The organism is Synechococcus sp. KORDI-100 (assembly GCF_000737535.1).
Classification (GTDB): Bacteria; Cyanobacteriota; Cyanobacteriia; order PCC-6307; family Cyanobiaceae; genus Parasynechococcus.
The window spans coordinates 1,437,581-1,452,724 of the sequence record NZ_CP006269.1; the positions used below are offsets into that span (position 1 = coordinate 1,437,581).

Genomic DNA, 15,144 nt, shown 5'->3' on the forward strand with positions numbered 1-15,144 from the left:
CTTTGCATCGTTGGCAGAAGAGGACCAAGGGGTGAACCTTGAACCTCGGTCCACATCTTGACTCAGTAACCCGCGAAGGGTGTGGAGGAGTGATGCACAACGATGCGAAGCGCGCCGTTGTCATCTCGTAGATACCCGAAGGTTTTGTCCACCTTGCTCATGGTTCCATCGGCGGCTTCGAGGTGCACCCAACCCATGGCATTGGCGGTGTTACCGAAGCTCTGGATGACGAAGATTTCGGGCACACACTTCACCCAGGGGCTGCGGTTGTCCCCAGGGGTGCCGATCGCGAATCCGGAATCATCAAAGGCTGGGTCTTCGCCAATGAAATACGACAAGGCACCGCTGCGTGTTTCACGAAATGTGGTGTCGCCTTTGGCCCAGGTTGGTTTGAAGGCCACAGGACCAAACTGGTAACCGTAGGCCGCGTCGATGATCTCTCCTGCCAACGGCTTGGATTTGGCGATTCCCCCATCGTTGTGAGCTTTGCTGATCGCCAGGAGGGCTTCGCACCAACCTTCCTGAGCCGCTTTCACTTCTGTGACGCTGATGTTGTCTGCCATCACGGCAGGCTTCGCATCAGCAGCCGCACTATGAATGGCGACGGATGACAGGGACGCTGCAGCGACGAGGGACAGCTGAATAAAAGACTTGAACATCTCAAACGTTATGACTTCGATAGTCTTGATAAGAGAACTGAAGAATTTGCGGATTTAACTCAATGATTTCAGTTTTGGAATGATGAGTGTCAGCTTGCGAGCACAACACCTCAGAAGGATGGTTTAACGATGGTCCCAATCGAGTCATTTCCCAAGCAAGAATTGCCTCGAGGTTGGTTGCTGAGGAGTCCAGCATGAGGGCGATGGCTCGATCGTAGAAAACGACGGTCCGGCCTCAATGTTGTGACCTATTGCCGGCGCAAGGCCTTGTGCAGATCGGCTTCGTCGAGGCATGGCATCCAGCGGCCGTTGTTTTCATGCACACCCTCGCATCCGATCTCTCGGGCCCGCTTTTCCGCTTCAGCTTTTGTATCGTAAATACCCTTCCCATGGGGGAATGCCGGCGGTGGAAGCAGTGTGAGCACTCCCAGACCTGTTAGGACAGCAATTTGTTCGAGTCGTTTGAGAGTTGTCATTGCTGCAGAGAGAAGGGAGACGGTGTTGGAGTGCAAAAAACTTTTGTTTATTGGTTTAAATACCATTTGTTCAGGAGAAGGTTGGAACCATACTTTATTTTTGCGTCCACAACCTGCCGGACGGTCGAAACCGCTTAACGACAATCAAGCATTGTTTGTTCGGAACCGCTTTCCATCTTACACAGTCCCTGGCTTTGAGAATGCCTGGAAAGACTGTCTTTACTCGGTGTCATTGTGTTGAATGTTTTGCTGCGATGATTAGATGCACAATAGCGACTATCACTCCAAAACCCTAGCTAATGATATTGTGAAACTGCAATGTAATGATTGGCATCATTGATTCATGCAGATGATGAATTAATACTAAAGTCAACGTAATGTCTTAAATTCGTCAGGAAAAATTTTTGCGTCAGGAAATCACACAAGGATCTTGATTCAAACCGTTTCGCTTTTCTCAAGAACAAATCCGAAACTTGAGAAAATCTGTTCGTTTTGATGCTTGATGATTCGATTGCCCTGGCGCAGCTCCAGTTCAAAACCACTTCGATCGAGCTGTCGCATCAGGGCCGCTGCATCTTCGAATCGTTGCGCCATGGATGCAAGCGTCGGACAGTCTGCGGAGAGAGTGGACTCGTCCCAGGTGAAGGAAGCCATGGCTTGTTGGATGGTTGTGACGACTGAGGCTGAAGATTCAGACCCTGCCACTATAGGAATTTCTTCCAGATTCCTTCGATTCATTTGGGCACAGTCATGACGGATGTATCGGTTGCCACTTTTTTGTCATCATCGAGTCGAACAGGCTGTTGTTTGTTTGTTCTTCGCACGGCAAGCCTCTTTTCGATTGCTGCCACTTATCTGGAGATCAATTGATCAACTGGCTTTAAAAATTCCACGCACGAATGCCTCCATCCGCATCGATGGCTGCCAAGCAGCTATCTCCTGGTTGCCAATCCCGAGCACTGATGCATTGACTGAGGGTGCACCCTCTAATTGGCTGCCATGTCAGATCAGACCAGATATTTAACCCAACGCACTCGTCATTTGGTGGAGTTGAAGGACTCACCGTCGCTTGCGTCTATGATCAGGTCAGATGAGTTTTAGAGCAATATCTTAGGCATTGTAGATAACGCAAATCAACCATAATATATGTATTACGTTTTAATTAAATCAGGCTCCTCTTCTACAAGCTCGGAGAGGTTGAGCGTGCCGAAAAGCGGCGGATCGAAAACAAATCGGCGGTGGATTGCTCGAGCTCAGACATCTCGCGGTACCCGAGTAAGGCCGGTGCCAGAGCGGCGGCGGCTGAAAGTGAGGCCTGTCCCCAGGCGTTGCAGCCAACCATGTAGCAAACCCTGCTGCTGGAGTCTGGCTTTCCAACAAGTGGCATGTAATCTGGTGTTTCTGAGTAAATCCCGTAGGTGGATGGGTAGTCAGCTCCAAATTCAAGGTAGGGATACTTTTCCCAACCCCATTGGGCAAGCCGTCCACAACGTTGTTTGGCTCGTGGGCTTTTCAAGCCGCTGTAATGATCTTCGCCGCTGATTCGAACGAAATTGTCTGTAACGCACCAATCATGTGAAAAACCTAGTGTGAAAAAATTCGCTGAATTGGGTGCCTGCATTCCACCCATCGGTCCTGGATCTCTGTGCGGAAGTGCAGCGAGATAGCTGTATCGAGGTGTTAATATTCCGGCTAGCAATTTATCCATATACATTCCGCCTGTCGCGACGATTGCCTGGCTGGCTTGAATCAATTCGCCATCAGCCAATTGGATCACAACATGATCGCCTGCCTCTGAATCTTTTACATCAACGACTGGGGAGCATTCCTGCTTGAGTGTGAGTGAACCAGACTGGACCGCGGCATCCAACAGAACCTTGGCATAGGTGACGGAATCAATTCGTGCATGCTGAGGGAACCAGATTCCTGCCACATAGCCAGCGGCGGAGCCCTGGACCTCAATCACTTGTTCTTCATACCACCATTCGCAGGGGCAATCCAACTTCTGAAGAAACTCAAACTCCTGCTTCAGTCGGCTGGCTTGGTCGGCCTCGCAGACCATTAATGAACCATCCTGTTTGATCTGTTGCTGCGGATCTGGTAGGTACCGATTGGCTAAGTCAACTTGTAGCTTTAGGCCATGTTGAGAAAGATCCAGAAAAGTTTTTACTCCATCCCATCCAAATAAGTCTGCGAAGCCATCCAACATTACGTATGGAGGCAGAGTCGCAATCATTTTGATCGTTCTTGGCCCTTTTGGCCCGCCTTCAAACACCCTTGAGCCGCTGAAATTTGGTACGTAAACGGATTCATCGCTGGCGACCAGTGGCGTTTCGTCTGGAACCTGTTCAGGCTGTGTTCGCCCTTCCCCTGGTCGCCCCATTTCGAGGCAGAGCATGTTGTTCACCCCTGCTTCGCTGAGGTGGTACGCAGCTGCTGCTCCTGTCGTTCCCCCGCCGACGACAACGACGTCATAACGATGCTGCACTTTTCTGATCCTCGTCTTTTCCTCTCATATCTTTTTCTTTCATGCACCTCAAGTTGTCTTGAAGGTTCCAACATCGAATCAATAAGTTTTACTTGGATGTTGTTGGCATCCCTGGCTGAGTCGTCCTGATATTCAGGCTGAATTTATTCGCGACCATACTCTTCTGTTCAGTGGTTCCTGATGCGTCCTGCCTATGGTGAGCTGCCTATTCGCATCCACGGATGTTCTTGGGCCTGGCCCCCATGCAGCGTGATCGGCAGCCGGAGGTGATGGATCAACCTGGTCTTGATCCAGTCGCCCACGATCAAGCTCTTCAGGGGTTGCGACGGATCAATGCCATCAGTCGTTGCGTGCCGGGTCTGTTCCGTCACGTCGAGACGCTTACGCGTGAAACCCCATCGGCTCAGCTGAGCGTGCTTGAGCTGGCTTGTGGAGGAGGTGATACGGCGATTGAGCTGGCTGAGCTGGCACGAAGACGCCATGTGGGCATCACGATTCATGCCTGCGACCTCAATCCCGAAGCGGTGCGGATCGCACGGCGCAATGTGGCCCGATCGCAGAGCGATGTTGATGTGTTCGTTGCGGATGCTCTTGATCCGCCTGGATCCGAACAATTCGATGTGGTGTATTGCACGCTGTTTGCCCATCATCTCGATCCTCCCGAAGTGGTCCGACTTCTGACAGGGATGGCCGCCAGGGCAAGGCGTCTGGTCCTTGTCGACGACCTGATCAGAAGTCGTCTCGGTTACTCCTTGGCCTGGATGGGCACGCGTTTACTCAGCCGCTCCTGGGTCGTTCACCACGATGGCCCCTTGTCTGTCCAGGCAGCCTTCACTCCCGGGGAGATCCTCCAGTTCGCGTCTCAGGCTGGTTTGAACGCTCCTGTCCTGGAGCAAACCTGGCCAGAGCGTTATCTGCTGAGCTGGAGACCCCGCTGAGATGCCAAACAGTTGGGATGTGATCGTGATCGGGGCAGGGGTTGCCGGTGGTCTTGCGGCCTTTGATTGCGCACGTCGTGGTTTGCGGGTTCTGCTCGTGGAGAAACGCTCGTTTCCGCGATGGAAGGTCTGTGGCTGTTGCTTCAATGCCAACGCCATGGCTGCACTGACAGCCGCAGGACTTCCGAATCTGTTTTCTGATCAGGGTGCAGTTCCCCTTGATCAGCTTCGTCTTGGCTGGGGTGGCAGAACGCTCAACCTGGCGTTGCCAGGCGGTTGGGCACTCTCGCGGGAGCGCTTTGATCAGGCTCTGGTCAACGCGGCCCAGGCGGCAGGTGCGACCGTGCGATTCCAAACCGGCGCTGTTCTGGAGGAGATGTCTGCACTGGGTCGCATGGTGCGGCTAAGACCGGCTGGCGGCGCTTCAGCTGAGCGGATCCAGGCCCGTGTGGTGCTCGTCGCAGCCGGCTTGCAGCATCAGGTCTTGGCAACGTCGCACCCAGCCAGCGCTGACAGCACACCTGGGTCGAGGATTGGGGCGGGCTGTCTGATCAGTGATGAGGATGGTCTTTTCGAGTCCGGGGCCATTCATATGGCCATCGGCCGGAGTGGATACGTCGGTTTGGTACGCCGTGAGGATGGTGCTCTCAACCTTGCAGCCGCCTTCGACCGCACTGCTGTTCAATCGTCTGGAGGTGTCACTCACGCGGCAGAACTGGTTCTCCGGCAAGCCGGCTTCCCTTTGCCTCATTCACTGGAGACATCCCGTTGGCAGTTGACTTCTGCGTTGACCCGTCGTGCTGACGTCTTCTCAGGCGATCGCTTCCTGTTGCTGGGCGATTCCACCGGCTATGTGGAACCCTTCACTGGAGAGGGAATGGCCTGGGCTCTCGCCGCAGGGGCGGCTGTGGCTCCTTTCGTGCAGGAAGCCCAGGGCGAGTGGACAACGGATCTCGAGCATCGCTGGCAGAGGAGGCTGGAGACACTGACGATCCGTCGGCAGCGTCTCTGCGGTTTGTTGTCGACGTTGTTGCGACATCCTCTTGCGATACATGCGTTGTTCAGGGCGGGAAGCCAATGGCCTGCCATACCGCAGCGCATCATCAGCAGCCTCAATCAGGTCTCCCCCCTGCTGGCGAGCCACTGATCCATGCCTCTCACACTTCATGGCATCGGCACGGCGGTTCCACCCCAGCAACTGAGTCAGACAGAGGCGGTGCAAGTGGCGCATCGGATCAATGCCGAGAGCCCCGAACAGAAAAGGCTGATGTCTCGCATCTACCAGAAAACCAAGGTTCTGAGCCGAGGGAGTGTGCTGCTCGATAAGGATGCCGATCGCGGCGCGATCCAGGAGCGGCTCAGCTTCTACGGCTCCGAAAGTCCTGGAACAGCCCAGCGGATGCAGGCTTTTGAGGCCCATGCCGGTCCGCTGGCGCTGGAGGCCGCGTCGAAAGCGCTCAGCGACAGCATGATCTCCCCAGGGGCGATCACCCACCTTGTGACGGTCAGTTGCACCGGTTTTCAATCACCCGGCGTTGATCTGTTCCTGATCGACAAGCTTGAGCTGGCTCCGAGTGTTCAGCGCACACACATCGGATTCATGGGTTGCCACGGCGCACTGAATGGCATGCGTGTGGCCCATGCCTTTGCCGAGATGGATCCCAAAGCGGTGGTCCTCCTCTGCGCCGTCGAGCTCTGCAGTCTTCATATGGCGTATGGATGGCACCCGGAGAAGGTTGTCGCCAATGGTTTGTTTGCCGATGGTGCTGCTGCCGTCGTCGCCTCCGCCAAACCGTCCTGCTCCGATCCGACCCTGGTGTTGCGAGCCAGTGGCTCGACGGTGATTCCTGACAGTGCCGATCTGATGCACTGGGAGATCGGAGATCACGGATTTGCAATGGGTCTGTCTCCACGGGTTCCCGACGTGGTGGGGGCAGCTTTGTTGCCTTGGTTGCGTGGCTGGCTGAAGGGTCAGGCCATCGACCTTGATGCGGTGACCAGCTGGGCTGTGCATCCAGGTGGTCCGAGAATTCTCTCGACCTGTTCAGAGGTTTTGTCGCTGGATCCGAAGCTTCTGATCGAATCCAGAGGCGTTCTTGAAGAGCATGGCAACATGTCGTCGGCGACGATCCTGTTCATCCTTGAGCGCCTACGTCGACGGTCGTCAGCAGGGCCTTGCCTCGCCCTCGCGTTCGGCCCTGGATTGAGCGCGGAAGTTGCTCTGTTTGATCTTGTTCATCGGGAAGGATCGACGTAACAGCTCAGCTCATCCGTCATACCGAGGCAACAGAACCTTGATTGACACGTGATTGACGGCTGTTTCTGCTGTGGTCCGGTCGATGCCATTGGCTCTGGGCCTGTTTCAAACGGTCTGCAGAGAGGCAGCACCACCGGGCAGAATCGTGATTTCAACTCCTGTACGGCGTCCCTGCTGCTGTTTTACTCAGAGGTCTCAGATTGCGAGGATTTAGGGAATGGTATTTTCTACTGTTATTAATGCCATTTCATCATCAAGAGCATTAAACGGGTCAGCCATCAGCTTTGCTTGCCTATTGTCTGTGAAAGGCAAAACAGACCTCTGTTTTTTGGTCAGGTTGTCAATGAAGTCATTTGCCTTATTGATCTGCTTTTTGCTCAGTTCCTTGAGCTGGCTTTGTTTGAACGCCCTGGCCTGACGCTTACTCAATGCGTCCAGTGACGAAGACTTCAAGCCAGTAATGTTATCAGCATCAAGCTTTTTGAGAACATTTGGCTTGAATATGGACAGTTCTTCGCCGTTGAATGTTTTGAGGTGGCCTTTTTTGAAGCCTGTTATGGCATCCTTTGTCAGCTTGCTCAGTTGTTTTAGGTTCATTCCTGAGACGACATGGCCGGATAAGCGGGCTATTTGTTTTGCCGATAATCCTTTGACTGCATTTGGTTTGAGATCAGACAGATCAGACTTTGAGACTCGTTTAATCTCCTTGAGTGTGAGTTGTTTGACTTGCCTGCGTGACATGTCAGCAAACGTTGTTTTGAGTATCGTTGGTTCAGTGATTGTCATGGAGTTGTTGGTCACGGCCGTTTCACCAAGGGATGCAACGTCATTGCCTTTCCGATCTTGTATGGCATCGGCATCATCTGCAGGGCTTGGATCGGTGTAGGCAACGGTGACGGCCTGTTCCTTTTCAATTGGTGATGCAAGGGTGAGCTTGATCGTGGCATCATTAACGGTGACAGTGGTCACATTGTTTGAAGTGCCATTGGATCGAACGCTGAAGTCATTGTTTTGCGCTGTTTTTGCAGAAAGCTTCTCATCGAAGTTGAGTAATACTTTATTGCCAGCAACATTGGTGGAGGCTGATCTGAATGTTGGCGCTGTTCCATCGCCTATTGAATTGTTGGTTACTGCGATTTCGCTGAGAGAGGCAACGTCATTGCCATTCCTGTCTTGAATGGCATCGACATCATCTGCAGGGCTTGGATCGGTATAGGCAATGGTGACGGACTGTCCTCGATTGACAGTTGCGGCGAGGGTTAGCTTGATCGTTGCATCCTTAACAGTGACAGCGGTCACATTGTTTGAAGTGCCATTGGATCGAACGCTGAAATCATTGTTCCGAGCTGTTTTTGCTGAGAGTTTCTCATCATAAGTGAGTAACACTTTACTGCCAGCAGCATTGGTTGAGGCTGATCTGAATGTTGGTGCTACTCCATCGATTGATGAATTGTTGGTTACTACGATGTCGCTGAGAGATGCAACGTCATTGCCATCCCTGTCTTGAATGGCGTTGGCATCATCTGCAGGGCTCGGATCGCTGTAGGCAATTGTCACGCTCTGCCCCTTTCGAATTGGTGAAGCGAGTGTAAGTTTGACAGTGTTGTTTTTAACTGAAACGTTTGTCAGCTGTTTGGAAACTCCATCAGATATGATTGAAAAGTCTGACTCGGAAGCTGTCAGGTTTGAAAGTTTTTTGTCGTATGTGAGAAGGATTTTGCGACCGGTCAAAATCGTCTTAGCAGCTAGAAAATTTGCTGGCTTTATGGAGCCAATAACGATCTCTGCAGTATCTTGAGCTCTGGAAAAAAGTTGCAGGGAGCTTATATCAATACTTTGTAGACCCTCCTGTCCTCTGATTAAATAAGCAGTGTTGTTGTCAGATGAAAGGGCTACCTGCCTAACAGCAAGAAAACCCTCTCCATTCAGGGGTCGACCGAAGCTCTCTATCAGTGTTGGATTGGCACGATCATTGACATCGATGATCTGCAATCCGCTGCTGCCATCCGCGATAAAGGCGGTGTTGCCGTCCGTCGACAGGTTGACGTCTTGAGCATCACCAGGTGTGTCGAAGCTGGCTGTGAGCGTCGGCTTGGCAGGCTCACTGACATTGACTATTTGCAGGCCAGCTCCATCGGCTAGAAAAGCAGTCTTGCCGTCAGCGCTAAGGCTCACGTCATAGGCATAGCTATCTGTGGAGTCCGAAAAGTCGAGGCTCCCTGTGAGTTCTGGAGTGGCTGGGTTGCTGACATCAACGATACTCAATCCACTGTAGCCATTGGCAATGAAGGCAGTGCTGCCATCGGCGGATAATGTGATGCCATTGACGTCATTACCATTGAGGCTGAAGGTTGATATCAGCTCTGGGTTGTAGGTGTTACTGACGTCGACTGCTTTGAGTTCTTCAGGAGAGTTGCTGCCGATAAAGATTGTTTTGCCATCAGCCGACAGGGTGCCGCTTTGGTAGCCCACCCTCGTATTAATTGTGCCGGTCTTTGTTGGGTTTTTAGGGTCACTGACGTCTACAATTTGTAGATCTCCGTATCTGTTCGTGAGATAGGCTGACTTGCCGTCGGCTGATAGGACAACGCCAACTTGAAATTTATTATTGTTTTCGAGGGCGGCCGTGAATGTAAGGTCGTCATTATTTTTGATATTGAAAATTTGTAGGCCTTCCCATCCGCAGCTCACGAATGCGTAATTGTCATCGGCAGATATGCTGACACCTCTGCCACTGCACATCTCGTATTTGGTTGTGCTGATCAGAGACGGGGTTGTCGCAATCGATCCCGCCCCATTGGCGATGCCACCGCGGCGATCCCAGGCTTTGAAGCTGATCAGGTCGTCGATCGTGCCAGTGAAATTGCCAACGGGTCTATAAGCAAGCCGCGTCTTGTTGTCGCTGTAGAGGACACGGGCTGAATTCACACCAACGGGACCGACATCTGTCCATGAGCTGCCGTTGTCAGTGGAGTAATAGAGGGTTCCACCGTGAAGATTCGTCCCGATAATGGCGATGGCAGGAGGATCTCCGTCGGGATCTTTGAAGTTGTTCTCGCTTCCGCCTGATCTGATCAAGTCCGAAACGGGTGTGCCTGTCACTCCTGAGGGTTTTGCTGTGTCGGCCCGGATCCCAGCGAATCTTGGAGTGAAAGACGGATTGAGAGTAGGACGGGCCATGATGTCTTTAACTTGATCGTTCCTAACTCCATTCTACTCGATCAATGTAATGTCCATTTTAAATTGTGTGATTACATGAATAGTAGTTTTTGTGCCAGGCTTCTTCAACCAGGCCGGCCATCTATTGGTATCCTCCCCTATGCGACTGAGTTTAGCTATTTGCTAATAAGTGTTACCTCCTATTCAGTATTGATTCGTTTTGATGATCTCGTAAGTTATTCCAATTTGTGCAAGTTTATGGTTGATTTTTCAAGCTTTTATAAATTTTAAGGCCTCATTCTGTTGTTGTCAGAGTTTTTCAGGGGTTTCGTCTGGAGCGGTGCAAAATCGGCTTACAAGCACTTGATGTTGCCACTGGTCTGCGTGCTGTTTCAAAAGCTCTGCTGCTCGACTGCTTCCGCCATCCAACCTGGGATCAACCCTGAACCTGGCGGCCGATGAGGCCACTTAACTCCAAGTTGTCGGAACTGGTCAAAGGGTTTTGCCCCTGTGAGATCGCTAGTTTTTGTCCCACTGGGTCTGAATTTGTTCCATTGGGATGAGACCTGCGGCCATGGTGTGTCAGTTGTTCCAGTCCGCTCGGGATGAGCAGCGAGACGTTGAACGAGGCTGGTGTTGCGCAGGATTGTCTGGAAGCTGTTGCTGTCGTTGCGCAGGAGAGGATGATCGATGTTTTGCTGAAAAGAGAGAGTGGGGGCCTGGTCGATAGCGACCAGATCACCCTGACTGGGCTTGAAACGGTGATGTTGTCGTTGCCGGTTGAGAGAACAAAACGATCAGCACCGGCGCCATCATCTTGCGGCAACGCACTCGGCTAGAGGCCCATAGAAAAGGCTCACAGATCGTCAGTAAGGAGGCGTCAGTTTGCGGCTACGCCAGGTGGATGTCACCCGGAAGCAACCATCATCTGACCCCAATGCTTGATCAACGCCAACCAAAACGATCAGCGAATTGCGGCAAATCCATTTTGGCGCAGATACCGAATGCCGCGGTATCTGTCTGAAGGAATGGCATCCGCTGCCATGAATGCAGATTCGAGACGAAGAGCAGCAGCCTCTCTTTGTGCTTTGGCCTTGTTCACAGGCGCAAAGGCTGAACCGTTCCAGTACAACGACGTCATTACAGCTCCTGGCAAAGCCCAAGCCCCCGTTCCATGGCTTGGATCGAGCTGCGCCCCGCGGTAGCGAGGTGAACGATATGTAGTGGTGACTACATCTCGGTTCTAAATGCGACGTCAAGCACTTGTCCAGTGTTGCCAGGAAATCAACATTCCAGCCGGTGATGGTGTTGCAGCACGACGAGCGCACGAGTCACTTGGAGTGATCCAACATGGTGCACCGGGCCTGAGTTTGTATGAGTTTGTGCACGTGGGATAAGACCTGGGCCAAGGGTCTATGGATTGATCAAGCCAACTCGGGATGAGCAGTGAGCAGATGATCGCGTGAGGTGTTGCGCAGGGTGGTGTTGATGGAATTGGCGTCGTCGAGCAGGAGTAGATGATCGCCGTCCTGTTGGACGGAAAGATTGAGGTCCGGGTCGATGGCAAGCTGATCGCCCTGTTTGTATTTGAAATCCGTGATGGTGTCGTTGCCGGTTGAGAAAACAAAACGATCAGCACCGGATCCACCGATCAGGGTGTCGTCGCCATCACCGCCACGCAGGGTGTCCTTGCCACGCCCGCCTTTGAGTGCATCCTTGCCGGCTCCGCCTTTGAGGCTGTCGTCGCCGACTTGGCCTTGAGTTGATCGTTCTGATGGCCACCGATGAGCCGATCGTTGCCACTACCGCCGAGGAGTGTGTCCTTGCCGCGCCTGCCAAGGAGTGTGTCATCGCCGGCACCGCCTTTAAGGGTGTCGCGATGGCTGCCGCCGTAGGCGATGTCATGGCAGCCGCGGGCGATGATGAGGTCAGAGCAGGCTTGTGCGATCAGGGTGTCATTACCGCCAGCGCCTTTTAGGGTGTCAGCGCCGGAATGGCCGCGGAGATCTTTACCGCTGGATAAATCACAGGGCGTGGATGGATCTTGATCGAGTTGTTTGCTGGTCTCTTTTGGGAGTGGAGTTGGCGTTGGCGACGGAGTTGGCTTGGGGGTTGGAGTGGCAGCTTGAGATGGGCTGGTGCCAGGGCTTGGAGATGGGCTGGGGCTAGGGCTTGGAGATGGGCTCGGAGAAAGAGTGGTGTCTTTGGTTGTGGAATCGGAGGCTTGCGTTGCTGAATTGCCGGCCAGATCATCGACATCGGCGGTGATGGTGAGGGTACCGTCGTCAAGGGAGGAGAGATCAAGACCAGTGACGGAATAGCTGTTGCTGTTGACGGTGGCGGTGGTGTTGATGTGTGTGCCACCAGCAGAGGAGGAGATGTTGATGGAAACGGTTTGTCCATCTACTGCGCCGGAGGTGGTGCCAGAGATGGTGACGGAGGAGTCTTCTGTTGCGTTGAGACGTCCATCACCACCATCGTTGATGGCAACAGAAATGGTTGGAGCTGCTGTGTCTTTGGTTGTGGAATCGGAGGCTTGCGTTGCTGAATTGCCGGCCAGATCATCGACATCGGCGGTGATGGTGAGGGATCCGTCGTTAAGGGAGGAGAGATCAAGACCAGTGACGGTTTAGCCGTTGCTGTTGACGGTGGCGGTGGTGTTGATGGGAGTGCCGCCAGCAGAGGAGGAGATGTTGATGGAAACGGTTTGTCCATCTTCTGCGCCGGAGGTGGTGCCAGAGATGGTGACGGAGGAGTCTTCTGCTGCGTTGAGGCGTCCATCACCACCATCATTGATGGCAACTGAAATGGTGGGGGACATTGATGTAGGTGGAGACTAAGGTTGCTCTTGATGAATCATAAGTCGCCGACGTTAAGCTGGCAGAAAACAATTTGAACGAGGCATTATCGAGATTCCAGGCATCAAAATAATCGATCAAATAAAACTCTTATTTTGTCCTGTATCCGATTAAAATTTAGATTTGCTAATCAAAAATATCGGGAATGGATATTGTAAATCTTTTCCTGTTGATAGAACTTGTCCTCCAGCATCGTCCTGATGACGGTGTTGTTCCACTCGGATACGAAACACCAGGTCTATTCGTGGCTGCAAAGTCGCTTCCGGTTAAGTGATGGACACGGTTGTAAATCTGATCTGCATGTCGAGTGAATCTTGCAAGTACAGCCCTTGATCTGCATCAGGTTTCTTGCCCCCTCCCCCATTGATTTAATCCTTGGATAAGGTCGAACGAAATAACTTCAGCACCTGAAATATTTGCAAAGAAACTGATGCGTTGTGGCATGCCCGAGCCTTGGAGAGCAGTCACCAATCGGATCGACATCGCGCTTGTGTTGGACGTTGCCGGCTGATCTGATACAACGTCCTCATTTCGTCGTCGGGCCCTGGGATGGTGACGCGGCCACCGAGAATCTGCGATTCGAATTGCTCGACGAGAAGACCCGGGGGCAGACACGCTCATGGCGAGGCCATCGTGTTGGACACTTCCGAATGAATGACCGTCTCATCCATGACCACGTTGATCGAAGAAGCCTCTTCTTATGCCTGAAGTTAATGATGCTCAATCCCGCCTGAATCCCACCCATGTGAAGACCATCCTCTCGCCGCGTTCGGAGGAGGAGGTTCGGAAGGCGATCCTCACTGCGGCCGAGGCGGGCGATTCGATCTCCATGGCCGGCGGCCGGCATTCGATGGGGGGGCAGCAGTTCGGGACTGGAACCGTGCATCTCGATCTACGTGGGATGGATCGGATCGTTGACTTCGATCGTCGGAACGGTCTGATCGACGTTGAGGGTGGAATCATGTGGCCGGAATTGATCGGTTACCTCCACGCCGATCAGGACGGGAGTGAAACGATCTGGGCGGTGCGGCAGAAGCAGACCGGAATCGATCAGGTCTCCATCGCGGGTTCGCTCTCCTCCAATATCCATGGTCGGGGACTTCGATTTCCGCCGTTCGTTTCAGACATCGAGTCTTTCCGGATCATCGATGCCGATGGACGCCTGAAGGTGTGCAGTCGAACCGAGAATCGTGAGCTCTTCGCCCTCGCGATCGGCGGGTATGGACTCTTCGGCGTGGTGACCCGGGTCACGATTCGACTGGTGCCTCGGTTCAAGGTGAAGAGGTTGGTGGAGGTCATCGCGGTCAGGGATCTCATGCCCCGGATCGATGTGGCGATCGAGGATGGTTTCGTTTTCGGTGACTGTCAGTACTCGATCGACCTGCATAGCGGCGAGGAGTTCCATCCCGGAGTCTTCTCGTGCTACCGGCCGGTGCCCGACGACACTCCCGTTCCCGAAGAGACCCGCCAGATGGCGGCGTCCGACTGGGCCGATCTCTATCGACTCGCGCGAACCAACAAGCAAAAGGCCTTTGCGACCTACAAGCAGTTCTATCTAGGAACTTCGGGCCAGGTCTACTGGTCGGATGCCCACCAGCTTTCAACGGTGTTCGAAGGCTATGACGCCGTGGTCTCCACCGATCAGGGGACCGAGATGATCACGGAGGTCTACGTCGACCGGGACTCACTGCTCCCGTTTCTGATCGAGGTGCGTCAGGACTTCATTCGCCATGGAGTCGACATGACCTATGGAACCATCCGGTTCATCGAGCCCGACGAGGAGAGCTTTCTCCCGTGGGCGACCCGGAGAAGCGTTTGCATCGTCTGCAACCTGCATGTCATGCACACGCCGGAAGGCATCAAGAAAGCCCAGGCCGATTTTCGTCGGATCATCGACCGGGTGATCGAGCTTGGGGGGCGGTTCTATCTCACTTATCACCCGTGGGCGACGAGGGAACAGGTCGAGACGTGCTACCCGCGATTTTCGGAGTTCCTCGACGCGAAGCTGATGCATGACCCCGACTGCCGGTTTCAGAGCGACTGGTATCGGCACTACGCGACGTTGTTTGGCCGGGCCTGACCCATTCCTCTGCAGAATCACTGCATTGACTCAGAGCGTGGCTGTGATTCAACGTTGGAGTTTCTGGCCGCTGCTGCCACTGAGCTCTTTGTTGTAGGAGCAGGCCTGAGTGGCTTGTCCCTGAGTTGTCTCTGGTTTTTTGTGCGACTGGTCGTGAATGTGGGCAACTGCTGGATCCAGCAACTGCATCCAGTTTTCGTATCGCGTGATTGTGCTGCTCGACCAGTTA

General features: G+C 53.3%; 13 protein-coding genes and 2 pseudogenes. 5 read left to right on the plus strand and 10 right to left on the minus strand.

Going from position 1 to position 15,144, the window contains the following annotated elements; all coding sequences use genetic code 11:
* Positions 1–62: 62 nt before the first annotated feature.
* The 4 genes from KR100_RS07265 to KR100_RS07280 all read right to left on the minus strand — a co-directional run bounded on the left by KR100_RS07265 (position 63) and on the right by KR100_RS07280 (position 3,623).
* On the minus strand, positions 63–659 hold the full coding sequence (locus KR100_RS07265; protein ID WP_038544429.1) for a hypothetical protein: 597 nt from the start codon (positions 657–659) through the stop codon (positions 63–65).
* Between the two features lie 248 nt (positions 660–907).
* Positions 908–1,279 (minus strand): DUF3721 domain-containing protein, encoded by a 372-nt coding sequence (locus tag KR100_RS17025; RefSeq protein ID WP_369793785.1) that lies wholly within the window; start codon positions 1,277–1,279, stop codon positions 908–910.
* Positions 1,280–1,570: 291 nt separating this feature from the next.
* On the minus strand, positions 1,571–1,789 hold the full coding sequence (locus KR100_RS07275) for a hypothetical protein (protein ID WP_038544431.1): 219 nt from the start codon (positions 1,787–1,789) through the stop codon (positions 1,571–1,573).
* Positions 1,790–2,315: 526 nt separating this feature from the next.
* Positions 2,316–3,623 (minus strand): FAD-binding oxidoreductase, encoded by a 1,308-nt coding sequence (locus KR100_RS07280; protein WP_038544433.1) that lies wholly within the window; start codon positions 3,621–3,623, stop codon positions 2,316–2,318.
* A 221-nt stretch (positions 3,624–3,844) separates the two neighbouring features.
* On the opposite strand from KR100_RS07280, the gene KR100_RS07285 reads away from it, so the two are divergent.
* The 3 genes from KR100_RS07285 to KR100_RS07295 are packed head-to-tail and all read left to right on the plus strand — an operon-like array spanning position 3,845 to position 6,818.
* Positions 3,845–4,561 (plus strand): class I SAM-dependent methyltransferase, encoded by a 717-nt coding sequence (locus tag KR100_RS07285; protein WP_038544436.1) that lies wholly within the window; start codon positions 3,845–3,847, stop codon positions 4,559–4,561.
* 1 nt (position 4,562) lies between these two features.
* Positions 4,563–5,708 carry an NAD(P)/FAD-dependent oxidoreductase gene (locus KR100_RS07290; RefSeq protein ID WP_038544438.1) on the plus strand — a complete coding sequence of 382 codons (1,146 nt, stop codon included), beginning with the start codon at positions 4,563–4,565 and terminating at the stop codon, positions 5,706–5,708.
* 3 nt (positions 5,709–5,711) lie between these two features.
* Positions 5,712–6,818, plus strand: a complete 1,107-nt coding sequence (locus KR100_RS07295; protein WP_038544440.1) for a type III polyketide synthase — start codon at positions 5,712–5,714, stop codon at positions 6,816–6,818.
* A 210-nt stretch (positions 6,819–7,028) separates the two neighbouring features.
* Here KR100_RS07295 and KR100_RS07300 read toward each other — a convergent pair whose 3' ends face one another.
* Positions 7,029–9,998, minus strand: a complete 2,970-nt coding sequence (locus KR100_RS07300; protein WP_081858885.1) for a SwmB domain-containing protein — start codon at positions 9,996–9,998, stop codon at positions 7,029–7,031.
* A 584-nt stretch (positions 9,999–10,582) separates the two neighbouring features.
* Between KR100_RS07300 and KR100_RS07305 the strand changes: the two genes are divergently transcribed.
* Complete coding sequence (locus tag KR100_RS07305; RefSeq protein ID WP_038544444.1) at positions 10,583–10,816, plus strand: hypothetical protein; 234 nt, start codon at positions 10,583–10,585, stop codon at positions 10,814–10,816.
* Positions 10,817–10,941: 125 nt separating this feature from the next.
* Here the strand turns inward: KR100_RS07305 and KR100_RS15770 are convergent, their stop codons facing one another.
* From KR100_RS15770 to KR100_RS16535, 5 genes and pseudogenes are all read right to left on the minus strand, one after another.
* A complete protein-coding gene (locus KR100_RS15770) occupies positions 10,942–11,109 on the minus strand; it encodes a hypothetical protein (protein WP_156097970.1) in 168 nt (55 codons plus the stop codon).
* 514 nt (positions 11,110–11,623) lie between these two features.
* Positions 11,624–11,722 (minus strand): annotated as a pseudogene (locus KR100_RS17030) (hypothetical protein); the annotation flags it as partial.
* Positions 11,723–11,772: 50 nt separating this feature from the next.
* Positions 11,773–12,408: pseudogene (locus KR100_RS17035) on the minus strand (hypothetical protein); the annotation flags it as partial.
* Complete coding sequence (locus KR100_RS16530) at positions 12,381–12,548, minus strand: hypothetical protein (protein ID WP_204207656.1); 168 nt, start codon at positions 12,546–12,548, stop codon at positions 12,381–12,383. The pseudogene KR100_RS17035 and the gene KR100_RS16530, both read right to left, overlap by 28 nt.
* A 58-nt stretch (positions 12,549–12,606) precedes the next feature.
* On the minus strand, positions 12,607–12,798 hold the full coding sequence (locus KR100_RS16535; protein ID WP_038544448.1) for a hypothetical protein: 192 nt from the start codon (positions 12,796–12,798) through the stop codon (positions 12,607–12,609).
* Positions 12,799–13,535: 737 nt separating this feature from the next.
* Here KR100_RS16535 and KR100_RS07320 point away from each other — a divergent pair.
* Positions 13,536–14,915 (plus strand): FAD-binding oxidoreductase, encoded by a 1,380-nt coding sequence (locus KR100_RS07320; protein WP_038544450.1) that lies wholly within the window; start codon positions 13,536–13,538, stop codon positions 14,913–14,915.
* Positions 14,916–15,144 lie beyond the last annotated feature (229 nt).

Bases quoted from the DNA above. Each gene is read 5' to 3' on its own strand.
- KR100_RS07265 (WP_038544429.1), bottom strand. From the start codon at position 659: ATGTTCAAGTCTTTTATTCAGCTGTCCCTCGTCGCTGCAGCGTCCCTG.
- KR100_RS07275 (WP_038544431.1), bottom strand. From the start codon at position 1,789: ATGGCTTCCTTCACCTGGGACGAGTCCACTCTCTCCGCAGACTGTCCG.
- KR100_RS07285 (WP_038544436.1), top strand. From the start codon at position 3,845: ATGTTCTTGGGCCTGGCCCCCATGCAGCGTGATCGGCAGCCGGAGGTG.
- KR100_RS07290 (WP_038544438.1), top strand. From the start codon at position 4,563: ATGCCAAACAGTTGGGATGTGATCGTGATCGGGGCAGGGGTTGCCGGT.
- KR100_RS07295 (WP_038544440.1), top strand. From the start codon at position 5,712: ATGCCTCTCACACTTCATGGCATCGGCACGGCGGTTCCACCCCAGCAA.
- KR100_RS07300 (WP_081858885.1), bottom strand. From the start codon at position 9,998: ATGGCCCGTCCTACTCTCAATCCGTCTTTCACTCCAAGATTCGCTGGG.
- KR100_RS07305 (WP_038544444.1), top strand. From the start codon at position 10,583: ATGAGCAGCGAGACGTTGAACGAGGCTGGTGTTGCGCAGGATTGTCTG.
- KR100_RS16530 (WP_204207656.1), bottom strand. From the start codon at position 12,548: ATGTCGATGATCTGGCCGGCAATTCAGCAACGCAAGCCTCCGATTCCA.
- KR100_RS16535 (WP_038544448.1), bottom strand. From the start codon at position 12,798: ATGTCCCCCACCATTTCAGTTGCCATCAATGATGGTGGTGATGGACGC.
- KR100_RS07320 (WP_038544450.1), top strand. From the start codon at position 13,536: ATGCCTGAAGTTAATGATGCTCAATCCCGCCTGAATCCCACCCATGTG.